General features: G+C 73.8%; 24 protein-coding genes and 1 pseudogene. 9 read left to right on the top strand and 16 right to left on the bottom strand.

Annotation, left to right across the window (positions count from 1 at the left end):
- The first annotated feature begins 160 nt into the window (after positions 1-160).
- The 6 genes from ACZ6B1_RS14900 to ACZ6B1_RS14875 all read left to right on the top strand — a co-directional run bounded on the left by ACZ6B1_RS14900 (position 161) and on the right by ACZ6B1_RS14875 (position 5,684).
- Positions 161-766: a sulfite oxidase-like oxidoreductase gene (locus ACZ6B1_RS14900; protein ID WP_468778304.1), complete on the top strand. Its 606-nt coding sequence runs from the start codon at positions 161-163 to the stop codon at positions 764-766.
- Positions 759-1,526 carry a ferredoxin reductase gene (locus tag ACZ6B1_RS14895; RefSeq protein ID WP_468778302.1) on the top strand — a complete coding sequence of 256 codons (768 nt, stop codon included), beginning with the start codon at positions 759-761 and terminating at the stop codon, positions 1,524-1,526. The genes ACZ6B1_RS14900 and ACZ6B1_RS14895 overlap by 8 nt, the downstream gene beginning before the upstream one ends.
- An 80-nt stretch (positions 1,527-1,606) precedes the next feature.
- A complete protein-coding gene (locus ACZ6B1_RS14890; protein WP_468778300.1) occupies positions 1,607-2,317 on the top strand; it encodes an Rv1733c family protein in 711 nt (236 codons plus the stop codon).
- Between the two features lie 212 nt (positions 2,318-2,529).
- Entirely contained in the window at positions 2,530-3,498 is a 969-nt protein-coding gene (locus ACZ6B1_RS14885; RefSeq protein WP_468778298.1) for an acetylxylan esterase, read from the top strand.
- Between the two features lie 147 nt (positions 3,499-3,645).
- Positions 3,646-4,812: a serine hydrolase domain-containing protein gene (locus ACZ6B1_RS14880; RefSeq protein ID WP_468778296.1), complete on the top strand. Its 1,167-nt coding sequence runs from the start codon at positions 3,646-3,648 to the stop codon at positions 4,810-4,812.
- 128 nt (positions 4,813-4,940) lie between these two features.
- A complete protein-coding gene (locus ACZ6B1_RS14875; protein WP_468778293.1) occupies positions 4,941-5,684 on the top strand; it encodes a GntR family transcriptional regulator in 744 nt (247 codons plus the stop codon).
- On the opposite strand, the gene ACZ6B1_RS14870 is transcribed toward ACZ6B1_RS14875, so the two are convergent.
- A complete protein-coding gene (locus tag ACZ6B1_RS14870) occupies positions 5,654-6,400 on the bottom strand; it encodes a class I SAM-dependent methyltransferase (protein WP_468778291.1) in 747 nt (248 codons plus the stop codon). The two genes, ACZ6B1_RS14875 and ACZ6B1_RS14870, sit on opposite strands and share 31 nt — an antisense overlap.
- Positions 6,401-6,409: 9 nt before the next feature.
- Positions 6,410-6,991 (bottom strand): PadR family transcriptional regulator, encoded by a 582-nt coding sequence (locus ACZ6B1_RS14865; protein WP_468778288.1) that lies wholly within the window; start codon positions 6,989-6,991, stop codon positions 6,410-6,412.
- A 72-nt stretch (positions 6,992-7,063) separates the two neighbouring features.
- Between ACZ6B1_RS14865 and ACZ6B1_RS14860 the strand changes: the two genes are divergently transcribed.
- Entirely contained in the window at positions 7,064-7,462 is a 399-nt protein-coding gene (locus tag ACZ6B1_RS14860) for a nuclear transport factor 2 family protein (RefSeq protein WP_468778286.1), read from the top strand.
- A gap of 28 nt (positions 7,463-7,490) precedes the next feature.
- Here the strand turns inward: ACZ6B1_RS14860 and ACZ6B1_RS14855 are convergent, their stop codons facing one another.
- Complete coding sequence (locus ACZ6B1_RS14855) at positions 7,491-8,366, bottom strand: hypothetical protein (protein ID WP_468778283.1); 876 nt, start codon at positions 8,364-8,366, stop codon at positions 7,491-7,493.
- 132 nt (positions 8,367-8,498) lie between these two features.
- Positions 8,499-9,728: a cytochrome P450 family protein gene (locus tag ACZ6B1_RS14850; protein ID WP_468778573.1), complete on the bottom strand. Its 1,230-nt coding sequence runs from the start codon at positions 9,726-9,728 to the stop codon at positions 8,499-8,501.
- Between the two features lie 416 nt (positions 9,729-10,144).
- Here ACZ6B1_RS14850 and rho point away from each other — a divergent pair, with 416 nt between their 5' ends.
- Positions 10,145-11,293 carry a transcription termination factor Rho gene (gene rho, locus ACZ6B1_RS14845; protein ID WP_468778281.1) on the top strand — a complete coding sequence of 383 codons (1,149 nt, stop codon included), beginning with the start codon at positions 10,145-10,147 and terminating at the stop codon, positions 11,291-11,293.
- 135 nt (positions 11,294-11,428) lie between these two features.
- Positions 11,429-12,262, top strand: a pseudogene (locus tag ACZ6B1_RS14840) (D-alanyl-D-alanine carboxypeptidase family protein); the annotation flags it as partial.
- A 59-nt stretch (positions 12,263-12,321) separates the two neighbouring features.
- Here the strand turns inward: ACZ6B1_RS14840 and ACZ6B1_RS14835 are convergent.
- From ACZ6B1_RS14835 to ACZ6B1_RS14780, 12 genes are all read right to left on the bottom strand, one after another.
- Positions 12,322-13,713 (bottom strand): glycosyltransferase 87 family protein, encoded by a 1,392-nt coding sequence (locus tag ACZ6B1_RS14835; RefSeq protein ID WP_468778279.1) that lies wholly within the window; start codon positions 13,711-13,713, stop codon positions 12,322-12,324.
- The gene (gene mptB, locus ACZ6B1_RS14830; protein WP_468778276.1) at positions 13,710-15,104 is read right to left on the bottom strand and encodes a polyprenol phosphomannose-dependent alpha 1,6 mannosyltransferase MptB; all 1,395 of its coding nucleotides are present in this window, start codon (positions 15,102-15,104) and stop codon (positions 13,710-13,712) included. The genes ACZ6B1_RS14835 and mptB overlap by 4 nt, the downstream gene beginning before the upstream one ends.
- Before the next feature lie 108 nt (positions 15,105-15,212).
- Positions 15,213-16,151, bottom strand: a complete 939-nt coding sequence (locus ACZ6B1_RS14825) for a glutaminase (protein ID WP_468778274.1) — start codon at positions 16,149-16,151, stop codon at positions 15,213-15,215.
- 45 nt (positions 16,152-16,196) lie between these two features.
- Positions 16,197-17,606, bottom strand: coding sequence for an aspartate ammonia-lyase (aspA, locus tag ACZ6B1_RS14820; protein ID WP_468778271.1), 1,410 nt, complete (start codon positions 17,604-17,606; stop codon positions 16,197-16,199).
- Between the two features lie 45 nt (positions 17,607-17,651).
- Complete coding sequence (locus ACZ6B1_RS14815; RefSeq protein WP_468778269.1) at positions 17,652-18,674, bottom strand: asparaginase; 1,023 nt, start codon at positions 18,672-18,674, stop codon at positions 17,652-17,654.
- Positions 18,675-18,772: 98 nt separating this feature from the next.
- Positions 18,773-19,504 (bottom strand): FadR/GntR family transcriptional regulator, encoded by a 732-nt coding sequence (locus ACZ6B1_RS14810; protein WP_468778268.1) that lies wholly within the window; start codon positions 19,502-19,504, stop codon positions 18,773-18,775.
- Between the two features lie 118 nt (positions 19,505-19,622).
- Entirely contained in the window at positions 19,623-20,459 is an 837-nt protein-coding gene (locus tag ACZ6B1_RS14805) for an undecaprenyl-diphosphate phosphatase (protein WP_468778266.1), read from the bottom strand.
- 75 nt (positions 20,460-20,534) lie between these two features.
- Entirely contained in the window at positions 20,535-20,909 is a 375-nt protein-coding gene (gene crcB / locus ACZ6B1_RS14800) for a fluoride efflux transporter CrcB (protein ID WP_468778263.1), read from the bottom strand.
- A complete protein-coding gene (locus ACZ6B1_RS14795) occupies positions 20,906-21,286 on the bottom strand; it encodes a DUF190 domain-containing protein (RefSeq protein WP_468778261.1) in 381 nt (126 codons plus the stop codon). The genes crcB and ACZ6B1_RS14795 overlap by 4 nt, the downstream gene beginning before the upstream one ends.
- On the bottom strand, positions 21,283-21,744 hold the full coding sequence (locus ACZ6B1_RS14790; RefSeq protein ID WP_468778259.1) for a fluoride efflux transporter FluC: 462 nt from the start codon (positions 21,742-21,744) through the stop codon (positions 21,283-21,285). The genes ACZ6B1_RS14795 and ACZ6B1_RS14790 overlap by 4 nt, the downstream gene beginning before the upstream one ends.
- Positions 21,745-21,812: 68 nt before the next feature.
- On the bottom strand, positions 21,813-22,763 hold the full coding sequence (locus ACZ6B1_RS14785) for an SMP-30/gluconolactonase/LRE family protein (protein WP_468778257.1): 951 nt from the start codon (positions 22,761-22,763) through the stop codon (positions 21,813-21,815).
- 6 nt (positions 22,764-22,769) lie between these two features.
- Entirely contained in the window at positions 22,770-23,060 is a 291-nt protein-coding gene (locus tag ACZ6B1_RS14780; protein WP_468778254.1) for an ArsR family transcriptional regulator, read from the bottom strand.
- Positions 23,061-23,143 lie beyond the last annotated feature (83 nt).

The raw sequence follows: 23,143 nt of genomic DNA, 5'->3' as shown, positions 1-23,143 counted from the left end.
ACCGGCCCACCGGCCGGCACTCAGCGGCAAGGAGGAGCGGCCGAGGGCTATTCCCGGCTCCGCGAAGAGTTCGCACGGCCGCAACGAGTTCGTACGGCTGTCACAAACGGCGCACTGACCTGGGACGGAGCACGCGCGGGGACAGCGTACGGTGGAAAGCATGAACGTCACCCGAGGCTTCACGGGTCGCCCCCGTGTCACCGATCCAGGGCTGCCACCGGGGCAGTACGACGCGCGCGACGAGTGGCCCGTCCTGTCCGCCGAGGTCACCCCGGACCTCGCTCCCGCCGACTGGTCCTTCCGCATCGACGGGCTGGTGGAGCGGCCGCACACCTGGGACTGGGAGCGGGCCCGGGCGCTGCCCGCGTCGGCGTACGAGGGTGACATCCACTGCGTGACCGGCTGGTCGAAGTTCGGGGTGCGCTTCGGGGGTGTCTCGCTGGACACGTTCCTCGACGTGGTGCGGCCGGCCGCTACCGCCACCCACGCGGTCGCCTACTCGCACACCGGCTACTCCACGAACCTGCCGCTCGCCGACCTGACCGGCGGCCGGGCCTGGATCGCCTGGGAGTACGACGGTGAGCCGCTCGCGCCCGAGCACGGCGGCCCGGCGCGGCTGCTTGTGCCGCACCTCTACTTCTGGAAGAGCGCCAAGTGGATCGCCGGCATCACGCTCCTCGACCACGACGAGCCCGGTTTCTGGGAGGGGAACGGCTACCACGAGCGGGGCAACCCCTGGGAGGAGCAGCGGTATTCCGGTGACTGAGACAGTGACCCCGGCCCGCGTTCCCGCGACGCGTTTCGCCGTGCCCGGGCGCATCGCCGTGAGCGAGCAGGCCGCGGCGGTGTGGCAGACCGCCACGCTGACCGGGATCCGCCGCGAGACGCCGCGCGCGGCCACCTTCCGGTTCGCGGTGCCCGACTGGGCGGGGCATCTGCCCGGCCAGCACCTGCTGCTGCGGCTGACCGCGCCCGACGGCTACGTGGCCCAGCGCCACTATTCGATCGCGTCCGCCCCCGACGACTCGGGCCACATCGAGCTGACCCTGGACCATGTGCGGGACGGCGAGGTCTCTGGCTGGTTCCACACCACGGCCCGGCCCGGTGACACGGTCGAGCTGCGCGGCCCGCTGAGCGGCTTCTTCGCCTGGCCGGGCGACCGGCCCGCGCTGCTGCTCGGGGCCGGTTCCGGTGTCGTACCGCTGATGTCGATGGTCCGGCACCACCGGGCGCTGGGCCTGGGTGTGCCGCTGCGGATGCTGGTGTCGGCGCGCAGCCCCGAGGAGCTGATCTACGCCGGGGAGCTGGGCGCGGAGACGGCGGCCGTGTTCACGCGGAGCGCCCCCAGGGGGATGCCGGTGGGTCGTATGGCGGCCGCACATGTGGCGCCGCTCCTGGCCGAGCAGCCTCCAGGGGGCTGGGAGGCCTATGTGTGCGGCTCCAACGGGTTCGCCGAACACGCCTCGCGCCTGCTGGTCGAGGCGGGGCAGCCGGTCGAGCGGATCCGCATCGAGCGCTTCGGCTGAGCCCCCCGGGCGCTCGCGCGGCGGGCTGGGCGCGTGCCGTGCGCCGGGCTCCAGGAGGGCTTGAACTCGCGGTGGGCGGCGTGCGCGAGGCGCGCCGTACGGGGTACCAGACGGGTGCGGACGCTTCGTGCGAGGCGACGGAGGACGGCCGGGCCAGGGCACCGGCCCGGCCGTCCTCCGGCTCCGGCTGCGGCGAGGAGGTGGGCATGCGTACCCGGGTGCGCGGCTGGCGCTGGCGGCAGAATCCGCTGCGGCGCCGGTCGGACGTCATGGAGGCCTGGACGGTGCTGGTCGCCGCCGTCCTGCTGTTCGTCGTCACACCGCTGGCCGGGGTGGCGGCCGGTCTGTACGCCCATGACCAGGCGCGGTCGCGCGCCGCGACGCTGCGGACCGAGCGGCACCAGGTGCGCGCCTCGGTGATCGGCGACGAGTCCGCCCGGCCTCGCCCCGTGCGGGGCGACCGCGCGCACCCGTATCAGGCCAAGGTCCGCTGGACCGAGCCGGGCGCCGGAACTCGTACCGCCGTGGCCCGCGTTCCCGCCGGGAGCCGCGCCGGTGACGTGGTGACCGTGTGGTTCGACGCCCGGGGCCGTGCCGTCGCCCCGCCGCCCAACGACGTGGCGGTCTGGCAGCACACGGTCACGGTGGGCCTGTGCGCGGCCGGCGGCTCGGTGGCCGTGATCCTCCTCGGGTACGCCGTGCAGCGCCGGGCCGCGGTGCGCCACCGGATGGAGGAGTGGGAACGGGAGTGGGCGCGCACGGGCCCGAGGTGGACCCAGCCGCGGGCCTGACGGGGTGAGTGACCCGACCACCATGGATAGCCGGACCGTCCGCTCCTCTTCGCCGGGCCGGTGCGGCAGACACTTTCCCCCCGGTGACCAGCGTGATGATCGCGCGCCTCGTCGACGGGCGGAGACCGTGCCCCGAGCGGGCCTGGCGAGTCGTCCGACCACCCACGTACCGTGAGCCGACGCAGTCCTTCCGTTCACAAAGGCGGTTGCCGATGGCCCTGTTCGACCTCCCTCTCGACGAACTCCGCGAGTACCGCGGCGCCTCCACCGCGCCGGAGGACTTCGACGCCTTCTGGGACAAGACCCTCCAGGAGGCCCGCCTGCACGAGCTGGGCGCCCGGTTCGAGCCGGTGGACACCGGGCTGTCCACGGTCCAGGTGTACGACGTGACGTTCGCCGGTTTCGGGGGCCATCCCGTCAAGGGCTGGCTGCGGCTGCCCGCGGGCGCCTCGGAACCGCTGCCGCTGGTGGTGGAGTTCATCGGCTACGGCGGCGGGCGCGGGCTGGCGCACGAGGACCTGCTGTGGGCGTCGACGGGCCGGGCGCACTTCGTGATGGACACGCGCGGCCAGGGCAGCGCCTGGGGCGGCGGTGGCGGTACGGCGGACCCGGTCGGCGCGGCCCCCGCCTTCCCCGGGTACATGACGCGGGGCATCGACGCGCCCGAGAACTACTACTACCGCCGGGTGTTCACGGATGCCGTGCGTGCCGTGGAGGCGGCCCGTTCGCATCCGCTCACCGACCCGGCGCGGACCGTGGTGATCGGTGAGAGCCAGGGCGGCGGCATCTCCCTCGCCGTGGGCGGTCTGCTGCCCGATCTGGTCGCGGTCGCCCCCGACGTGCCGTTCCTGTGCGACTTCCCGCGGGCGACGACACTGACGGACCGTCACCCCTACCGGGAGATCGGCCTGTTCCTCAAGACGCACCGAGGCCGCGCGGAGGACGCGCTGCGCACGCTCTCCTACTTCGACGGCGTGCACTTCGCGGCCCGTGGCCGGGCCCCGGCGCTCTTCTCGGCCGCCCTGGAGGACCAGACGTGCCCGCCGTCGACCGTGTTCGCGGCGTTCAACGCCTGGGCGCACGAGGACAAGGCGATCGAGGTGTACGACTTCAACGACCACGAGGGCGGCGGCCCGTTCCAGGAGGAGCGCAAGCTGCGCTGGCTGCGCGCGTACGCCTGACCGGAGGGGCCGGGACAGGGGCGCGTGCCCGGGTGGGCCGGCCCGGTCCTGTCCGCCTTCTTCCCACCAGTCCGACCAGTCGGTACGTTCGGGGGCGCGCCGGGCCGTGCTGCCGCGGCCCGGGTTCCCTGCGACGACGGAGGCTGGATGTCCGCGCACGAGGCACAGGTTCAGGGCCACTGCGATCCGCGCTTCACCGCGGTGCGGGAGGCGTTCGAGGAGAACTTCCGGGAGCGCGGCGAACTGGGCGCCGCCGTGGCGGTGACCGTCGGCGGCGAGACGGTGGCCGACCTGTGGGGCGGCTGGGCGGACGGGGCCCGTACCCGGCCCTGGGAGCGGGACACGCTGGTCAACGTGTGGTCCACCACCAAGGGGCCGGTGGCCCTCTGCGCGCATCTGCTCGCCGACCGGGGCCTGCTCGACTTCGACCGGCCGGTGGCCGCGTACTGGCCGGAATTCGCGGCGGCGGGCAAGCGGGACGTACGCGTACGGGATCTGCTGTCGCACCGCGCCGGGCTGTCCGGCCTGCGGGAGCCGCACTCCGTGGAGCAGCTCTACGACTGGGAGCTGACGACCGCGCGGCTGGCGGCCACCGAGCCCTGGTGGGAGCCGGGCACCCGGTCCGGATATCACGCGCTGACCTGGGGCTTCCTGGTCGGCGAGGTGGTGCGGCGGGTGTCGGGGCTGCGGCCCGGGGCGTTCCTGGAGCAGGAGGTGACCGGGCCGCTCGGGCTGGACTTCACGATCGGCCTGCCGGAGAAGGAGGCCGGCCGGGCGGCCGAGCTGGTCCACGCACGGTCCCGGGACGACGGCGAACGAGCCGCCGCTTTCGGCCAGTTGCCGCCGGCCGCGATCGCCGCCCTCGCCAATCCGCCGGTGGGCGCGGCACAGGCGAACACCGCCGCGTGGCGGGCGGCGGAGATCCCGGCGGCCAACGGGCACGGTACCGCGCGCTCGGTCGCCGCCCTGTACGGCGTCTTCGCCGGCCGGGGCTCCTACGGCGGCCGGCGGATCCTCTCACCGCGAGCGGTCGAGCAGGTGCGCGAGGGACAGGGCAGTTGCCGCGATCTGGTGCTGGGCGCGGGATTCGAGGGTGAGACGGAGATCGGGCTCGGGCTGTGGCTCAGCGGCCCGCAGGGCTCCTACGGACCGAACCCGCGGGCTTTCGGACACGACGGGTTCGGGGGTTCCTGCGGGTTCGCGGATCCGGAGGCGGAGGTCTCGCTCGGGTACGCGATGAACCGGATGGGGCCGCGCATCGCGGACGACCCGCGGAAGACGGCCCTGGTGAACGCGGTCTACAGCGCCCTGTGAGGCCCGGTCGCGCGGGTGGGTTTCGGCCGAACCACCGGACCGCTCTTCCCTTGTGGTTTAGACCAATGCTAGATGTGGTCGCGCAATGAGCCCGTTCGGCTACGTCTTGTCACCACAGGAGGCGCGGCATGGCCCGCACCACCCCGCTCGAACCCCCGCAGACCGACGACCGGCCCCTGTACTGGCGGGTCGCGTCGCAGCTCCTCGACGAACTGCACGACGGCACCGTCCCGCCCGGTGACCGGCTGCCCAGCGAGCGGCACCTGGCCCGGCACTTCGGTGTCAGCCGGGAGACCGTACGGCAGGCGCTGGAGGTGCTGCGCCGCGGTGGCCTGGTCGCCACCGACCGGCGGGGCAGCCACGCCACGCTGCCCGGCCGCCCGGTCGAGGACCCGGTCTCGCTCACCTTCCCCGTCGGCGCCCGGCCCGCGGACCCGTGTGCGGTGGACCGGGCGACGGTGACCTGGGAGGCACCGTCGCCGGAACACGCGCAGGCACTCGGGCTGGCCCCGCACCGGCCCACGCTGGTGCACCGCTACCGGTCGGCCGCGCCCGACGGCCACTCGCTGCGCACGGCGGTGACGACGTTCTCGGCGGTGGCGCTGAGCGAGGTCGCCGAGCTGGGCCGCTACCGCGACCGGGCGGACGGGGCCACCCCGGCACAGCTGCGCCGGGCGTACGACTGGATGCGCAAGGCCGGGCTGACCCTGCACCACCGGGACTCCATCACCCAGGTCGGCGACGCCTCGTCGGTCCGGGTGACGCGCCGGGTGCACGACCAGTACGCGCGCCCGCTGGAGATCACCGACCTGGTGGTCGACTCCGAACGGGACGCGCTGGTCTACGAGTTCACCCTGCCGGCGGCCGGCTGAGCCCGGGCCACGAGGAGACGGGCCCGGGGGCTGCCGTCGCCGCGCCGCCCGAACTCGGGCAGCGGCCGCAGCCCTACCGCGAAGCCGGCGCGGGTCAGCCCGCTCATGACGTGACCGAACCTGAAGGTCCGGTAGTACATGACGAACGGCGGCCGCCACAGGGCGTTGCGCACCCGTATCGCCACGTCGAAGCCGAGCAGCGTCCAGAACGCGGGGCTGGAGAGGCGGGGTGGGGCGAAGACGGGGAAGGCGAAGCTGCCGCCCGGCCGCAGCACCGCGTGGACCTGGGCGAACAGCCCCGGCAGTTCGCGGGGCAGGAAGTGGCCGAACGCGCCGAAGCTGACCACCAGATCGAAGGCGGGTCCGAACGGCAGGGCCCGGGCGTCGCCGCGCACCCAGGCGACGTCCGGGCCGCCGGAGGGCACGCGGCGGCGGGCGACGTCGAGCATGCCGGCACTGAAGTCGACACCGGTGACGCTCCGGCCGCACAGTCCCGCCAGCAGTTGCGTGCCGGCTCCGGTGCCGCAGCACAGGTCGAGGCCGTCCTCGAACGGCCCGAGCGGCCCCAGCGCCTTGGCGACCGGTTCCAGCACCGAGTCGGGTGTGCGGAACGGCGTGTGGTCGAACTTCGGGGCCAGCAGGTCGTAGCCGTGCTCGACGGACGACAGCGCCTGTACGGCGAGCTCACGCGGGCTGGGGCCTTCGGGGCTGAACATCGTCTCAGCCTAGGCGTACTCGCCGCTCGACGACGAGGACACTCGCTGGTCGAGGACGCGCAGCACGCGCTCGCACCAGCGCAGGTTCTCCTCCTCGAAGGCGATGCCCGCCATGAGGGTGAGGTACGGGCCGATCCGCTCGGCCGTGCGCAGGTACTCCTCCTCGGTCCGCCCGTCGAGGAGACGGGTGCGCACCCGCTCGTAGCGGTCGAGTTTGCCGCGGGCCCAGCCTCCGCGCTCCTCGACGAGCGCCCGGGCCACCGCGGGGTCGCCGCCGTCCATGGCCTGGATCTTGATGAGGAGTTCGTCGCGGACGGCCGTGGGCCGTTTCGGCGGCTCGTCGGCGAAGGCGCGCAGCCGGCTCCGGCCGGTCTCGGTCAGGGTGAACATCCGCTTGGTGGGGCGGCGTTCCTGCGGCACCGTCCGGGCCTCGACCAGCCCCTCCTGCGCGAGGCGCTCCAGCTCCCGGTAGAGCTGCTGGGGGGTGGCGGGCCAGAAGTTCGCGAGCGAGACGTCGAACACCTTCGACAGCTCGTAACCCGAGGCCTCCCCCTCCAGCAGGGCGGCCAGGACGGCGTACTTGAGCGACATGTGGACACGCTAGCAGCCGGTGATTACCCTCATCCGCACCTATTCAATTAATTGACTATGAGAGGTGATCGGATGCGCGCGTTCCGCGAGGCGGTCGAGGCAGGCGACCTGGACGCCGTCGAGGCGCTGCTGGCCGATGACGTCGTCTTCACCAGCCCCGTCGTCTTCAAGCCGTACCCGGGCAAGGCGATCACCGCGGCGATCCTGCGCGGGGTCTTCCAGGTCTTCGAGGACTTCCGGTACGAGCGGGAACTCGGCGGCGCCAACGGCCGCGACCACGCGCTGGTCTTCCGGGCGCGGGTGGGCGACCGGGAGCTGAGCGGCTGCGACTTCATACACCTCGACGACGACGGGCTGATCGACGAGCTCATGGTGATGGTGCGCCCGCTCTCGGGCGCCCAGGCGCTCGCCGCGGCCATGGGCGCCCGGTTCGACTCGATCGCACGTGAGGCGGAGGCCCGGTCCGCGTGAGCGGCGCGGCCCGGACCGGTGCCCGGCGTCACTCCTTGAGCTGCCCCAGCGTCGCCCTGGTGTCCGTCTTCAGCCAGTCGGACACATCGGTGAGCCCGGGCGGGTCCTTGTCCTGGTCGTAGGAACTGAGATAGGCGCTGTAACTCATCGTGTACGTCACCCAGCCGTCGCGCACGGCGAGCGTGGCGTAGCGGGAGCCGCTGGAGCCGCTGGTGGTGTCCTGGCTGACGAGGTAGGCCTCGTCGCCGATGCCCTTCACCGGACTGACGTCGTAACCGGTGTGGCTGTCGCCGTAGTTGCTCCACGTGGCGGTGAACTCGGGCGCCGGGTCGGTCCTCCGGTGCAGGTCCACCTGCATGGTGAGGTAGGCGTCCGAGTAGCTCGACCCGGTCTTCTTCAGGCCCAGGCTGCAGTAACTCTCGTCCAGGGCATCGTCCTTGAGCGAGTTGTGCGTGGGCGACGCGTCGTTCTGCGGGTACTCGTCCTTGAAGGAGGAGTAGTCCGCGCCGGAGCACATGTTCGCGGGTGCCGAGTAGCCCCGCAGGTCCGCGTCGTCGCCCGTGCCTCCGACGAGGAACACACCGGCCGCCCAGGCCGCTGAGGCGACGACCGCTCCGAGGGCCGCCCACAGCACGGCCCGCCCGGCACCGCCACCACCGGCCGGCGGGACGGGCACGGGCGCGTACTGCGGTGGCTGTGCGTACGGATGACCTGGCTGCGGCTGGGGCTGGACCGGCCCGCCCACCAGGGTGGGCTGCGCGTGGAATTGTCCCGGCGCTGGAGACTGCGGGCTCGGGTAGGGGTAGGCCGTCGGCTGCGAAGGCACCATGGGCTGCGGGGCCGGCTGTCCGGGCTGCGGCGCGGGGCGGTCGGCCGGCTGCGGGGGCTGCGGGGGCGTGGACATGTCGTGACGATAGTGCGGGGTTGGCGGTCAAGTCCCCCGACGTCCGGGATCGTTATGGTGTGGGGACATCTGGCACGGATCGGTGACCGGCGGCCCGGCCCTACCGGGCGGGGGGCGCGACGGTCCCGTGATTCAGGGCGCCGGGCGCACCGGAAGGGCGCGCACGCTGTTGCCGACGAAGCCGGCGTGCGGGGCCAGTTCCGCCTCGGGGACGGCGAGTTCGAGTCCGGGGAAGCGGGTGAACAGCCGCTCCAGGGCGACGGTCGCCTCCAGGCGGGCCAGCGGGGCGCCGAGGCAGTAGTGCGCGCCGTGCCCGAGGGAGAGATGGCGTACGGCGTCGGGACGGGCGGGCCGGGTGACGTCGAAGCGGTCGGCGTCCGGGCCGTGCGCCGCCCGGTCGCGGCCCGCGGCGGAGTAGCCGGCCAGGACCGGGATGCCGGCGGGTATGACCGTGCCGTCGACGGTGAGGTCGCGCACCGGGTAGCGGAACGGGAAGTAGCTGACCGGCGCGTCCCAGCGCAGGGTCTCCTCCACGACGTCGGCCCAGCTCGCCCCGCCCGCGCGCACCAGGTCGAGCTGGTCGCGGTGGCCGCACAGGGCGCGTACGGCGTTGGTGATCAGGTTGAGCGTGGTCTCGTGCCCGGCGATGATCATCAGGACGAGCGTGCCGATCAGCTCCTGCTGGCTGAGCCGGTCGCCGCCCTCGTCCCGGGCCGCGATGAGCGCGCTGGTCAGGTCGTCCCCGGGGGCGGTGGCCTTCGCGGCGGCGATCTCCCCGAGGACGGCGAGGAGTTCACGGTTGGCGGCGACGGCCTCGGCGGGCTCGGTGTCGGTGGCCACGATCCGGCTGCTGAGGTGGTGCAGCCGGTCCCGGAACTCGGCGTCCACTCCGAGGAGTTCGCTGATCACGCCCATGGGCAGCGGGAGCGCGAAGCGCCGGCGCAGATCCGCGACGCCCCCGCCCGCCACGGCGGCCGCCGCCAGTCCGTCCAACAGCGACTCGGTCAACTGCTCGACGCGTGGCCGGAGTTCCTCGGTGCGTCGGGGGGTGAAGGCACGACTGACCAGGGCGCGCAGCCGCCGGTGGTCCTCGCCGTCCGCGGTGGTCATGCCCGGTACGGTCGCGAAGGTGAGCAACGGCCATCCCTCGGCTATCAGACCCTCGCGCAGCGCCGTGAAATGACGCGCGTTCTTGGCCACGCCGGGATGCTGCAGGAACTCCCGGAGCGCCTCGTGCCCGAGGACGGCCGCGCCCTCGATGCCACCGGGCAGTTCGACCGGGGTCACGGCACCGCGGGCCAGCAGTCGCGCGTTGTCGGCGTGCGGGCAGCCGCCGGCGGGGTCCAGACGGTGCGAGGGCATGGCGGGCGTGGTCTCCACCGGCAGCTCCTGACGGTCGTACGACGAGGGTGACGCCGACGATCGTAGGCTCACCGGACCGGCTTGGCCTGGGGTATCGCGCCACGGGGAATGTTCCGCGGCGAAGGCGTGTTGTCGTGGTCACGGACATACCGCTCCGCCGGGTGGTACTGTGCCGACAGCACTCGTGCTCGTCCCCTCGCGGACGCCGGTGCCAGTTCTCCCTCATCGCGCCGACCAGCTCGCCGGTCTCCGGCTCCGGCGCTTCGGCTTCCCGGCATCACCTCGTGAACAGGCCTTCCGTGCCGTACCCGAGGTGCCGTTCCCGCCGCCCGGAGGCACTCGTGTGCCCCGCCTCCCGCTCGCGGCCTCTCTCCCTTCCTCTCTGCTGCCTTCGTCCGTGAAAGGACCTTCCCGCCATGACCACCACACTCGAACACCCCCCTGTCGCACAGCAGCCCCCGGTCGCCCGCCCCGTCACCGGTGTCCTGGACATCGACGCGCGCGGTAAGGGGCACCTGAGGGCCGCCAACCTGCTGCCCTCCCCCGGCGACCCGCAGGTCTCCCCCGCGCTGATCCGCCGTCACGGCCTGCGCAAGGGCGCCCTCGTGGACGGCGAGAGCACGGGGCAGCGCGACCTGACCGGCATCACGCTGGTCGACGGGCACGCCCCTGCAGAACTCCGCTCCCGCCGGCACTTCCACGAGCTCACTCCGCTGCACCCCCATGAGCGGCTTCGCCTGGAGCACCCGGCGTCCGGACTGGCCGGGCGGGTCACCGACCTGTTCGCGCCGGTCGGCAAGGGGCAGCGCGGGCTGATCGTGGCCCCGCCGAAGAGCGGCAAGACCGTGCTGCTGCAGCAGCTCGCCGCCGCCGTCGCCGGCAACCACCCCGACTGCCGGCTGATGGTGCTGCTGCTGGACGAGCGGCCCGAGGAGGTCACCGAGATGCGTCGCTCGGTGCACGGCGAGGTGTACGCCTCCACCTTCGACCGGGCGGCCAGGGAGCACATCGCCCTGGCGGAACTGGTCGTCGAGCGGGCCAAGCGGCTGGTCGAGGCCGGTGAGGACGTCGTGGTCCTGCTGGACTCGCTGACCCGGCTGTGCCGGGCCCACAACAACGCCTCCGCCGCCGGCGGCCGGACCCTGAGCGGCGGTGTCGACGCGGGCGCGCTGCTCGGCCCCAAGCGGTTCTTCGGAGCCGCCCGGCAGGCCGAGGAGGGCGGCTCGCTCACCATCCTCGCCACCGTCCTGGTGGACACCGGCTCGCGTGCCGACGGCTACTTCTTCGAGGAGCTGAAGAGCACCGGCAACATGGAGCTCCGGCTGGACCGGGAACCCGCCGCCCGCCGGGTCTTCCCGGCCGTGGACATCGACACCACCGGCACCCGCCGCGAGGAACTGCTGCTCACTCCCGCGGAGTTGACGGCCACCCGAGGCCTGCGCCGGGCCCTGCGCTCCCGCGAGGGCGGACCGGCCGCCCTCGAGACGCTGCTCGAGCGCATGCGGGACACCCCCGACAACGCCACCTTCCTGCGCCGCGTCCAGCCGACCCTGCCCGCCGGCTGAACGGCTCCGGGCCGCCCGTGACTGCCGCGGCCGAGCCGCTCCGGGGCGCCCGCGGGTGCTACATCCGGGTTGCTCCCATAGGCCGTCCGGCCCGGACAGCGCGCCGGACCCGCCCCGGCTTCCTACGTTGATCTTATGATCACCGGATTCTCTCGTCGGGTCGCCGTCACGGCCTGCTCCCTGTGTGTGGCGGGCACCCTCGCCCTCGCACCGGCCGCCGCCTCCACCGCACACCGTGCGGGGGATCCCGCACCGCCCGGGCCACGCGCCTCGGTGCCGAAGCCGTCCCTGCTCCAGCGTTCCGGCACGCAGGTCAGGCTCCGCCGGGGTGCCCCCGAGGTCCCGGACGTCTCCGCGCTGTCCTGGCTGGTCGCCGACGCCGACAGCGGCGAGGTGCTGGCCGCCGCCGACGCGCACCGCGAGCTGCCGCCCGCGAGCACCATGAAGACGCTGTTCGCCCTCACCGTGCTGCCCGGTCTGCCCTCCGGCATGCGGCACACCGTCGACTACCGGGAACTGGAGGACGTGGGCGAGGGCAGCAGCCTGGTCGGTGTCGAGGAGGGGCACAGCTACCAGGTGGCCGACCTGTGGCGCGGGGTCTTCCTCAGCTCGGGCAACGACGCCGTGCACGTGCTCGCCTCACTGGGCGGCGGCTGGCAGGCCACGGCCAGGAAGATGCAGGCCAAGGCACGCTCGCTGGGCGCCCTCGACACCCACGTCGTCTCCCCCGACGGCTACGACGCCGACGGCCAGGTGTCCTCGGCGTACGACCTGGCCGTCTTCGGGCGGGCCGGGCTGCGCAACCCCGACTTCGCCCGGTACTGCTCCACCGCCCGGTCCCAGTTCCCGGGCGACGGATGGCCGTACCAGATCGAGAACACCAACCGGCTGCTGACCGGTGAGGACGGCGTGGCTCCGTACCCCGGGCTGATCGGGATCAAGAACGGCTACACCAGCAACGCGGGCAACACCCTCGTCGCCGCGGCGCGCCGGGACGGCCGCACCCTCGTGGTGACCGTGATGAATCCTCAGGAGGGCGGCGGCTTCGCCGTGTACGAGGAGGCCCGCCAGCTGCTCGACTGGGGCTTCGCCGCGGCCGGGCGGGTGGACCCGGTGGGGTCGCTGGACGCACTGCGCCCCGGAGGCACCGCGGCCGCGGCCGCCGCACCCGCCGCGGCGACGCCCGCCCCCGCGCCGGACGACGACTCGGACTGGTCGCCCACCGCGGCCGTCGTGGGCTTCACCGGGCTCGGCGCGGCGGCGGTGGCGCTGGCGCTGCGGGCCAAGAACGGCCGGGACACCCGCGGCTGACCGGCCGGCAGGCCCAGCAGCAGACCCAGCGTGGCCCAGGTGTAGGCGTTGCCGCCGAGGAAACCACCGAGGCCGGAGGCGTCCCCCACCCAGAGCCACACCACGCTGGTGCACAGCAGCGCGTACAGGGCGCCCGCGAGCCGCGGGTACCCGGCGCGCACCAGCACCGCGAGGGACGGCAGCAGCCACACCAGGTGGTGCACCCAGGTGACCGGGCTGACCAGGCAGGCCGCCGCGCCGGTGAGCGCGAAGGCCGTCGGCCAGTCGCCGGCCGCCACCGCCCGGCGGGCGCGCCACGCCCAACCGCACAGCACCAGCAGCACCGTACCGGCCCACAGGGCGCGGTCCGGCTCGCCGAGACGGGCCAGAACACCCTGCAGCGACTGGTTGGAGACGTAGTCGAGCCGTCCGACGCGCCTCGTGTCCCACAGCGCCCCGGTCCAGTAGAAACGGGACGCGCCCGGGTCCGCCGAGGCGGCCAGTCCGGTCGCCGCGAGGGCCACGCAGCTCGCCACCGCGGCCGCCCGCCACCGCCGGGCGAGCAGCAGCAGGGCGATGAACAGGGCGGGCGTGAGCTTCACCGCGGCGGCCAGCCCGATCCCGGCGCCCGCCCAGCGGCCCCGACCGGTCCGCAGCAGCCAGGCGTCGCCGAGCACCAGGGCCAGCAGCACCAGGTTCACCTGCCCGAAGCTGAAGGTGTCCCGCAGCGGCTCGAACAGCGCGAGCAGGCACAGCGCCAGCGACCACCGGAACCAGCCGTGCCGCCGCCCGCCGGGCCCTGCCAGGACACCCAGGACCACCGCCAGCGCGGCCAGGTTCACCAGCAGGGACGCGGCGATCGCAGTGTGCAGGCCCATCGCGGCGAGGGGCAGCATGAGCAGCGCGGCGAACGGCGGATAGGTGAAGCCGTACGGAGTCCCCGGCACCCGGTAGTCGTAGATCCGGCCGCCGTGCCCTGCCCAGGTGTGCACGGTCCCGTAGTAGACCCGCAGGTCGAAGAAGTCCCGCAGCAGCGGCACGGTGGCCGTGAACACCGTCACCGCGGCGGCCAGGGCCGCCACCAGCAGCAGGCGGCCGCGGCCGGTGCGCGGCAGTGAGGGGCCCGTCATGCCGTGCGCCCCGCCGCCGGCGCCTGGGCGGCCAGCCGGGCCTGCCACAGCACGACCAGGCCCAGCGCGCCGCCGCAGACCGCGAGGGCGAGCTGGCCGGGGCCGGGCGGGCCGCCGCTCGGCAGCACGGCGAGCGCCAGCACACCGGCCAGGGCGGCCCCCCGGTGCCGCACCGAGGTGCTGGGCGCGGCCGCCGCTATGAGGAACAGGCCCCACAGCACGTACCAGGGCCGGATGGCCGGGCCCAGCACGGCGACCGCGAGCAGGCTCAGTCCGAGGGCGTACACCGGCAGCGGGCGCAGCCGGAGCCAGATCAGCGTCACGGCGACGGCGGTGGCCACCAGGCCCAGCAGATGCCAGGCGGGCACGGCGAGCGGGGCCAGGCCGCTGCCGAGGTGTTCCAGCAGGGCGCCGGTGGCCCGGCCGAGCAGGCTGGTCAGGGCCCAGTTGTGGGCGGAGACGGGGGTGTCCAGAGCGCCGATCCAGCCGTACCCCGTGCCGGCGACGGCGGTGGCGAGGACCGTGGTCGCGGCGGCGCCGGCCACGGTCGTCACCGTGGCCCGCAGCGGGCCGCGGCCGGCGTGGAGCTGGAGCATCAGCGCCGCGGGCAGGCCGAGCGCGGCGGGCGCCTTGACCAGGGCGGCCAGGGTGATGAGCACCGTGCCGAGGAGCGGCCACCGGCCGAGGGCCGCGACCAGGCCGAGTCCCAGCAGGCCGAGCATGAGCGCGTCGTTGTGGGCGCCCGCGACCAGGTGCAGCAGGACCAGCGGGTTCAGAGCGCCGAGCCACAGCGCGGCGGCCGGGTCGGCGCCGCTGTGCCGGGCCAGGCGGGGCAGCGCCGCCGCCATGAGGGCCACGCCGAGCACGGCGACCAGGCGCATGCCGAGCAGGCCGGCGGGCAGCTCGCCACGGGTCAGGGCGGACAGTGCGGAGGCCAGGGCGAGGAACGCCGGGCCGTAGGGGGCGGCCGTGTGCTGCCACACCGGGGCCACCTCCTCGGCCAGCGGGCCGCCGAGCCGGGCGGGGCCGTGGGCGTACACGTCCATGTGGGCGTCGACCATGGCGCCCTGCGCGAGATAGCTGTAGACGTCCCGGCTGAAGAGCGGGGGCGCCAGCAGCAGCGGGGCCGCCCAGACCGCGAGCACCAGCAGCAGGGAGCGCTCGCCGGGCGGTCGCGGGCCGCGTACGAGACGGCCGAGCAGCGCCCAGGCCGCGGTGAGCAGCACGACCCCGCAGTAGACCCCGACCAGGCCGAGCGCGGCCCGTGCGGAGGCGGGGGCGAGCAGGTCCCGCACCGGCAGGGCACCGGCCGTCTCCCCGCCCAGCGCGAGAAAGGCGCTGCCGGCCAGGCCGAGTACCCGGCAGCGGCGGAGATCGAGGGGAAAGGGCATGGCCGGCACCGGGTCAGCGTGGCAATGCCGGGTGGCCGGAAGACGACGCTCTCCACACCGGCGGGCGGCCCGTACGTGACCGGCGTGTGCGGAGCGGGCCGGTCCGGGTCAGAACACGGAGAGACCGGTGAGCGTGGTGAACCGGTCCAGGGCCGCCACCCCCGCCACCGAGTTGCCCCGCTCGTCGAGCCCCGGGCTCCACACGCACAGGGTGCAGCGGCCCGGGACCACCGCGATGATCCCGCCGCCGACACCGCTCTTGCCGGGCAGCCCCACCCGGTAGGCGAAGTCGCCGGCCGCGTCGTACGTACCGCAGGTGAGCATCACCGCGTTGACCTGCTTGGCCTGGCTGCGGGTGAGCAGCCGGGTGCCGTCGGCGCGGATGCCGTGCCGGGCCAGGAAGCCGGTGGCGAGGGCGAGGTCGGCGCAGGAGGCGGCGACGGAGCACTGCCGGAAGTACTGGTCGAGCAGCACCGGTACGTCGTTGTCGATGTTGTGGTACGACGCCATGAAGTGGGCGAGGGCCGCGTTGCGGTCGCCGTGCGCGGTCTCCGAGGCGGCGACCTCCAGGTCGAAGTCCAGGCCGGGATTGCCGCTCTCGGTGCGCAGGAAGGCGAGCAGTTCGCCGGAGGCGTCACCGGTACGGGTCTGCAGGCGGTCGGTGACGACCAGCGCGCCCGCGTTGATGAAGGGGTTGCGCGGGATGCCGTTCTCGTACTCGAGCTGCACCAGGGAGTTGAACGGGTTGCCGGAGGGCTCGCGGCCGACGTGCTCCCAGAGTTCGTCGCCCTCGCGGGCCAGGTCCAGGGCGAGGGTGAACACCTTGGTGATGGACTGCGTGGAGAACGGCTGCCGCCACTCCCCCACCCCGTAGACCGTGCCGTCCAGTTCGGCGACGGCCATGCCGAAGCTGCGCGGATCACAGGCCGCGAGCGCCGGGATGTAGTCGGCGGGGCGCCCGCGGCCGGGCGTGCGGCCCAGCTCCTGCGCGATGCGCTCCAGGACCGGCAGGAAGGCGGGGGACGACGTCGTTGTCATGATCGCCATTGTGCCTCCGGGCCGGTCCGGGCGCTTCGTGCGTGTCCGCTCGGGTCAGGCGGCGGGCGCCCCGCTGCCCGCGACGATCTCGGGGCGCAGCAGGCGGGCCAGCCGGTCTGCGGGCAACAGCCCCTTTTCCAGGACGAGTTCGGCCACGCCCCGGCCGGTGGCGAGGGCTTCCTTGGCGATGTCGGTGGCGGCCGTGTAGCCGATGTACGGGTTGAGCGCGGTGACCAGCCCGATGGAGTTCTCCACGGCCGCGCGCAGCCGCTCGGTGTTGGCGGTGATGCCGGTGACGCACCGCTCGGCCAGCGTCAGGCAGGCGCTGCGCAGGTGGGTGATGCTCTCGGACAGGGAGTGCAGGATGAGCGGCTCGAAGGCGTTGAGCTGGAGCTGTCCCGCCTCGGCGGCCATGGTGATGGCGACGTCGTTGCCGATGACCTCGAAGGCGACCTGGTTGACGACCTCGGGGATGACCGGGTTGACCTTGCCCGGCATGATCGACGAACCGGCCTGCACCGGCGGCAGGTTGATCTCGCCGAGGCCCGCGCGGGGGCCGGAGGACAGCAGACGCAGGTCGTTGCAGCTCTTGGAGAGCTTGACCGCGATCCGCTTCAGCACGCCGGACATCTGCACGAAGGCGCCGCAGTCCTGGGTGGCCTCGACCAGGTTGGCCGCGGTGACCAGGGGCAGTCCGGTGATGGCGGCGAGGTGCCGGCGGGCGGCCTCGGCGTAGCCGGCCGGGGCGTTGAGGCCGGTGCCGATGGCGGTGGCGCCGAGGTTGATCTCGTGGATCAGTTCCACGGCCTCGGCGAGCCGGCTGCGGTCCTCGTCGAGCATCACGGCGAACGCCGAGAACTCCTGGCCGAGGGTCATCGGCACGGCGTCCTGGAGCTGGGTGCGGCCCATCTTCAGCACGTCGCGGAACTCGAAGGCCTTCCCCGCGAAGGCGTCCTGCAGGACGGCCATGGCCTTGAGCAGGCCGCGCACCGCGAACACCGTCGCGATCTTGACGGCGGTGGGGTAGACGTCGTTGGTGGACTGGCCGAGGTTGACGTCCTCGTTGGGGTGCAGGTGCTCGTACCGGCCCTTGCCGTGGCCGAGCAGTTCCAGGGCGCGGTTGGCCACGACCTCGTTGGCGTTCATGTTGGTGGACGTGCCGGCGCCGCCCTGGATGACGTCCACGACGAACTGGTCGTGCAGTTCGCCGGCGCGTATCTCCCGACAGGCGGCGACGATCGCGGCCGCCTTCCGGGGCTCCAGCAGGCCGAGTTCCTCGTTGGCGAGGGCGGCGGCCTCCTTGACGGCGGCCAGGGCGTCGATCAGGTGCGGGTAGGCGGAGATCGGGGTGCCGGTGATGGGGAAGTTCTCCGTCGCGCGCAGGGTGTGGATGCCCCAGTACGCGTCGGCGGGTACGTCGCGGTCGCCGAGCAGGTCGTGCTCGCTTCGGGTGGCGGCGGTCATCGGGGGTGCGGCCTCTTTCGGAGGTACGGGGTGGGGGTGGGGGGGTCAGGCGCAGGTGGACAGCGGGACCGGGTCCAGTGCCGGTACCGGCCGCACCCGGCCGACCGGCTCCCCTCCGCCGAGCAGCGGCTCGCCCGCGAACGCGGCGAGCGGGGCGGGGTCGACGCCGGCCCGGGCCAGGGCCGCCGCGGCCACCGGTATGCGCGCCCGGTTCGCACCGTCGGCGATCTTGACGGCGACGGCGCGGCCGTCCGGGAGCGCGGCGACCTGGACGCCCTCGAAGCCGTCCTTGGCGAGCAGGCCCGGCACGGCCCGCATCAGCTCGGCCACGTCCCGGCCGGCGCCGGAGGCCATCTCGGCGTGCTCGCGCATCGCGTCGGCCACCCGGGCCCCGGGGGTGCCGGGCGCGGCGGTGGTCAGGCGGGCGGCGGCGCGGGCGAGGCCGTGCAGCGAGACGGAGAACAGGGGCGCGCCGCAGCCGTCCACGGTCACCCGGGCGATCGGCTGGCCGGTGAGCTCCTCGACCGTGTCCGCGACGGCCCGCTGGAGCGGGTGGGCCGGGTCGAGGTAGTCAGGCAGGGACCAGCCGTTGAGCTTCGCGGTCCACAGCATCGCCGCGTGCTTGCCGGAGCAGTTCTGGGCGAGGCGGGAGGGCTTGTGGCCCTCGCGGACCCAGGCGTCCCGGACGGCCGGGCCGTACGGCATGTCGGGCACGTTGCGCAGGTCGTCCTCGGCGAGGCCGGCGAGTTCCAGGATCCGCCGGGTGCCGTCCAGGTGGCGCTGCTCGCCGGAGTGGCTCGCGGCGGCGAGCGAGAGCAGCGCGCCGTCCAGCGGGAGCCCGGCGCGCAGCATGGCCACGGCCTGGAGGGGTTTGAGGGCCGAGCGGGGGTAGAACGCGGCCTCGATGTCGCCGAGCTGGAGCTGGACCCGGCCGTCGGCGCCGAGGACGACGACCGAGCCGTAGTGGACGCCCTCGACGACCCCGCCGCGCACGAGGTGGGCGACGGGGACGTGCTGGGGTTCACGGACGACGGGCGCGGACGCGGTGGCGGGAGAACTGCTGTACATCACTGCCTGAATCGGTGGTCGGGGCGGGACGGGTGCGAGGAGCGGGAAGGGCGGGGCGGGCGCGAAGAGCGGTGAGGCGGGCCGGGACCGGCCGCGGGTCACGCGCCGGGTCCGCCGTCGGTGGGCGTGTCCGGGCGTCCGGCGCGCACGATGTCGGTGAGGGTCGTCTCGACGCGGTCGAGGTGGTGGCTCATGGCCTGGACGGCGTCGTGCTCGCTGCCGTCCACCAGCGCCTCGAGGATCACCCGGTGCTCCCGGTCGGACTGCTCGCGGCGCCCGCCCAGTTCGTTGAGGAAGGCCGACTGGCGCGCCAGCGCGTCGCGGATCTCCTCGATGACCCGGCGGAAGACCGGGTTCTGCGCGGCCTCGGCCACGGCGAGGTGGAAGAGGCTGTCCATCGCGACCCACGCGGTGGTGTCCGTCTCCCGCTCCATGCGGTCGAGGAGACGGCCGAGCCGGTCCAGGTTCTCCGGGGTGCGGCGGGCCGCCGCGTAGCCGGCGACCGGGATCTCGATGTGGCGGCGCACCTCGAGCAGGTGGCCGGCCGTGTAGTCGCCGAAGGTGGGCTCGTCGACGGAGTTCGCGACGACGAAGGTGCCCTTGCCGGTCCGGGAGACCGTCAGGCCCATCGTCTGCAGCGCGCGCAGCGCCTCGCGGAGCACGGGCCGGGAGACCTCGAGCGTGCGGCACAGCTCGGCCTCGGAGGGCAGCTTGTCGCCCACGGCGTACTTGCCGCCTTCGATGGCGCCGCGAAGGTGGCCGAGGACCGCCTCCATGGCGCTGACGCGCCGCGGACCGGGACCACCTGTCTGGCTGTCTGACAGGTTCACGGAGCGATCCTGCGGCCTGCGGGACGGCGCTGTCAAGGCGGACCGACCCCGGGAAACGGGCACGGGGTGCGGCGCCCGGGCCGGGCTGCCGCCCCCGTGGGGTGGCCGGTGGCTCCGCTCAGCTGCTGAGCGTGCCGGTGGCGAGGAGGCCGAGGAGAGCCACGCCGATCACGATCCGGTAGATCACGAAGGCGTTGAAGGAGTGCTTGGCGACGAACTTCAGCAGCCAGGCGATGGAGGCGTAGGCGACCACGAAGGACACGATCGTGCCGACGACCAGCGGGGCCGCGCCCACGCCCGCGCCGAGGGCGTCCTTCAGTTCGTAGATGCCGGCGCCGGTCAGGGCGGGGATACCGAGGAAGAAGGACAGCCGGGTGGCCGCGACCCGGTCCAGGTCGAGGATGAGCGCGGTGGACATGGTGGCACCGGAGCGGGAGAAGCCGGGGAAGAGCAGCGCGAGGATCTGCGAGCAGCCGACCAGCATCGCGTCCTTGAAGGAGGTGTCGTCCTCACCGCGCTTGTGCCGGCCCATCTGGTCGGCCGCCCACATCACACCGGACCCGACGATCAGGGAGCCGGCGACCACCCAGAGCGAGGCGAGCGGGCCCTCGATCAGCGGCTTCGCGGCCAGACCCACCGCGACGATCGGGATGGTCGCGGCGATCACCCACCAGGCGAACTTGTAGTCGTGGTGGTAGCGCTCCTCGGGCTTGGTCAGACCGCGGAACCAGGCGGAGACGATCCGCTTGATGTCCTTGAAGAAGTACACGAGCACGGCCGCGATGGCGCCGACCTGGATGACGGCGGAGAACCCGACGACGGACTTGTCGTCCACGGGGATGTCCATGAGCCCTTCGGCGATCTTGAGGTGGCCGGTCGACGACACGGGGAGGAATTCGGTCACCCCCTCGACGACTCCGAGGACGACGGCCTGACCGACGGAGATGGCGCTCATGGGATCCAGTTCTGAGAAGAGTTGGTCGACAGTGCTGTAGACGTTCCTACTATGCCCGGTCCGGCGGACCGGTCGCTACGCCCACAGGGCGCCGGCGAGCCATACCCCGGCGAAGGCCGCCGCCAGACCGGCCACCACGCTCACCGTGGCGTTGGCCGCAGCGTAGAGGGCCGCACCGGCCTCGGTCAGCCTGAGCGTCTCGTAGGAGAAGGTCGAGTACGTCGTCAGGGCCCCGCACAGGCCGGTGCCGAGCAGCAACTGAAGGTGCTGACCTGCGGCTCCCGCGGACGCCGCGCCGGTGAGCAGACCCAGGACCAGACAGCCGGTGACGTTCACCACGAAGGTGCCCCAGGGGAAGAGCGAGTCGTGCCTCGCCTGGACGGCCCGGTCGGTGAGGTAGCGCAGGGGGGCGCCGACCATGGCCCCCAGCACGACCAGCAGCCAGTTCACAACGACCTCTTACCCTTCGGGTCCGTTTCGTCCGGCTCCGCGCCCCGCCCCACGTACCGGATGACCTCGCAGTCCTCCAAGGTCACCAGCCCTTCACCGACCAGTTCGTCGAGCTGCGGCAGGAACGCCCGGATCCGCTGCTCGGTGTCCACGACGACGATCGCGACGGGCAGGTCCTCGCTCAGCGACAGCAGCCGGGAGGTGTGGATGCGCGAGGACGCGCCGAAACCCTCGACCCCCCGGAAGACGCTGGCTCCGGCGAGCCCGGCGGCGTGCGCGCGGTGCACGATCTCGGAGTAGAGGGGCCTGTGGCGCCATGTGTCGTCCTCGCCGATGTACACGGTCAGCCGCAGGGCCCGCCCGGTGAGGGGTGTCATCGCTGCCTCCTGGTGAGCAGGGCACGGGCGGCGGCCGAGGCCGCCCACACCGCCGCGAGGGCCGCGAACAGGGTGACGGCGAGACAGGCGAGAGCGGTGCGCGGGTGCCCGCCGTCGGCCAGCCGCTGGATGTCGACGGCGTAGGTGGAGAAGGTGGTGTAGCCGCCGAGCACACCGGTGCCGAAGAACGGGCGCACCAGGCGGTGGGCGGCCCCCACGTCGGTGACCAGCACCATGAATACGCCGATCACGGCGCAGCCGGTGACGTTGGTCCAGAAGGTCGCCCAGGGGAAACCGCCGGGTGGGGTGGGCCAGGCGAGGGTGAGCGCGTAGCGGGCCGTCGCCCCGAGGGCGCCGCCGGCGGCGACCACCGCCACGACGGGGGCCTGGGTGCGCCACTCGGACCGCCGCCGCGGCGCGGGGCGGGCGCGGAGGCTCTCGGCTTCCGGGGCTGTCATGCTCGTGGATCTCCTGTTCGGCCGGACCACGGCGGGTGATCACGGCCGGGCATCAGGGTACCGCCGGGTCACCCGGCGGCCGGAGCCGCGCAGACGGCGACGCCCGGCTCCCAGAAGCTGCCCAGGACCAGCAGACCGCCGGTCACACAGACGCTGGTGACCATGCGGAAGCGGGAGCGGTTACGGCTCAGGTGGTGCACGGTGCGGCCGTGGTCGTCGACCGCCACCACGCCGATCGTGCCGCCCGGGCGGAACGGGGCGCGAACGGCGGCCCGGGCGGCGGCGCGGCGGGCGCCCGGCGGGGTGCGATGCAGCAGATCGAGCGGCGGGACGCGGGGCCCGGCCAGGGCCACCCAGACCGGGCCGTCCGGGCTCTCGCGCCACATGTTGTCGGGCATGCCCGGCAGGTCCGCGAAGTGTTCGGACCGGCCGGCGCGCGGTCCGGTGAGGTGGTAGCGGGTGAGCCGGCAGGCGCCGGTCTCGGCGATCACCAGGAAGGTGCCGTCACCGCTCACGGCGAGGCCGTTGGCGAACTGGAGGCCGTCCAGCAGTACCTCGGGGGTGCCGCCGCCGGGCGGAAGGCGGAGCAGCCGGCCGGTGCCGGTGTGCTCCACGATGTCGCCGATCCACTGGTCGAGGGGGTAGCGGCGGCTGGAGACGGTGAAGCACACGCTGCCGTCGTCCAGCGCGACGGCGTTGCTGCACACCCGCAGCCGCTCCCCCGCCACCGAGTCCGCCAGGACCCGCACGGCGCCGTCGGGGTCGACCCGGAGCAGGCCTCGTTCCGCGTCGCACACCAGCAGGCCGCCGTCGGCGAGCGGCTCCAGACCGAGCGGGCGGCCGCCGGTGTCGGCCAGGGTCTCGACCCGGGCCGCGCCCGGGTCGGCGAGGTGGCGGATCCGCAGGACGCGGCCGTCCGCCGTACCGGTAAGGACGTGGCCCTCGGCGTCGGTCACCACGTCCTCGGGGCCGCGGCCGCCGAGCCCGACGTAGTGCAGTGGGACGAGCGCCGTGGTCATACGCCTTCACCAGCCCTTCTCGAACATGCGGGCCACCTCGGCTATGCGGAACTCGTCACGCCGGTAGTGGGTGCGGCACCGGATCCGCCGGGTACGGAGCAGGCCCAGGCGGGTCAGGAGGTCGAGGTGGGCGGCGGCGGTCCGGCGGGGCACGCCCAGCTTGGCGGCCACGGCCCGCGCGGTGACGCCCGTCTCGGCCCGGTCGCCGGGCCGGCGCCCCGCCGGGAAGTGCGCCGCCGGGTCCTTGAGCCACTCAAGGATGGTCTGCCGTATGCGGCCCGAGGGAGTTCCCGTCATCCGTCCCGCCTCCGTCCCCGGCCTCCTCGTGCGCGATGTTCCCACTCTGGCGCAGCCGGACACGTCCCATACGGGACTCGTCG

It is taken from the genome of Streptomyces sp. NPDC041129 (genome assembly GCF_055592265.1).
This window is presented reverse-complemented; position numbering and strand designations above follow the sequence as displayed.

What these genes read in the sequence shown, in the direction of transcription:
- ACZ6B1_RS14875 (WP_468778293.1), top strand. Translation starts at nt 4,941, where the DNA reads ATGGCCCGCACCACCCCGCTCGAACCCCCGCAGACCGACGACCGGCCC.
- aspA (WP_468778271.1), bottom strand. Translation starts at nt 17,606, where the DNA reads ATGACCGCCGCCACCCGAAGCGAGCACGACCTGCTCGGCGACCGCGAC.
- ACZ6B1_RS14790 (WP_468778259.1), bottom strand. Translation starts at nt 21,744, where the DNA reads ATGACAGCCCCGGAAGCCGAGAGCCTCCGCGCCCGCCCCGCGCCGCGG.
- ACZ6B1_RS14835 (WP_468778279.1), bottom strand. Translation starts at nt 13,713, where the DNA reads ATGACGGGCCCCTCACTGCCGCGCACCGGCCGCGGCCGCCTGCTGCTG.
- ACZ6B1_RS14870 (WP_468778291.1), bottom strand. Translation starts at nt 6,400, where the DNA reads ATGTTCAGCCCCGAAGGCCCCAGCCCGCGTGAGCTCGCCGTACAGGCG.
- ACZ6B1_RS14855 (WP_468778283.1), bottom strand. Translation starts at nt 8,366, where the DNA reads ATGTCCACGCCCCCGCAGCCCCCGCAGCCGGCCGACCGCCCCGCGCCG.
- ACZ6B1_RS14795 (WP_468778261.1), bottom strand. Translation starts at nt 21,286, where the DNA reads ATGACACCCCTCACCGGGCGGGCCCTGCGGCTGACCGTGTACATCGGC.
- ACZ6B1_RS14880 (WP_468778296.1), top strand. Translation starts at nt 3,646, where the DNA reads ATGTCCGCGCACGAGGCACAGGTTCAGGGCCACTGCGATCCGCGCTTC.
- ACZ6B1_RS14860 (WP_468778286.1), top strand. Translation starts at nt 7,064, where the DNA reads ATGCGCGCGTTCCGCGAGGCGGTCGAGGCAGGCGACCTGGACGCCGTC.
- ACZ6B1_RS14900 (WP_468778304.1), top strand. Translation starts at nt 161, where the DNA reads ATGAACGTCACCCGAGGCTTCACGGGTCGCCCCCGTGTCACCGATCCA.
- mptB (WP_468778276.1), bottom strand. Translation starts at nt 15,104, where the DNA reads ATGCCCTTTCCCCTCGATCTCCGCCGCTGCCGGGTACTCGGCCTGGCC.
- ACZ6B1_RS14850 (WP_468778573.1), bottom strand. Translation starts at nt 9,728, where the DNA reads ATGCCCTCGCACCGTCTGGACCCCGCCGGCGGCTGCCCGCACGCCGAC.
- ACZ6B1_RS14865 (WP_468778288.1), bottom strand. Translation starts at nt 6,991, where the DNA reads ATGTCGCTCAAGTACGCCGTCCTGGCCGCCCTGCTGGAGGGGGAGGCC.
- rho (WP_468778281.1), top strand. Translation starts at nt 10,145, where the DNA reads ATGACCACCACACTCGAACACCCCCCTGTCGCACAGCAGCCCCCGGTC.
- ACZ6B1_RS14825 (WP_468778274.1), bottom strand. Translation starts at nt 16,151, where the DNA reads ATGGCGATCATGACAACGACGTCGTCCCCCGCCTTCCTGCCGGTCCTG.
- ACZ6B1_RS14785 (WP_468778257.1), bottom strand. Translation starts at nt 22,763, where the DNA reads ATGACCACGGCGCTCGTCCCACTGCACTACGTCGGGCTCGGCGGCCGC.
- ACZ6B1_RS14815 (WP_468778269.1), bottom strand. Translation starts at nt 18,674, where the DNA reads ATGTACAGCAGTTCTCCCGCCACCGCGTCCGCGCCCGTCGTCCGTGAA.
- ACZ6B1_RS14805 (WP_468778266.1), bottom strand. Translation starts at nt 20,459, where the DNA reads ATGAGCGCCATCTCCGTCGGTCAGGCCGTCGTCCTCGGAGTCGTCGAG.
- ACZ6B1_RS14885 (WP_468778298.1), top strand. Translation starts at nt 2,530, where the DNA reads ATGGCCCTGTTCGACCTCCCTCTCGACGAACTCCGCGAGTACCGCGGC.
- ACZ6B1_RS14780 (WP_468778254.1), bottom strand. Translation starts at nt 23,060, where the DNA reads ATGACGGGAACTCCCTCGGGCCGCATACGGCAGACCATCCTTGAGTGG.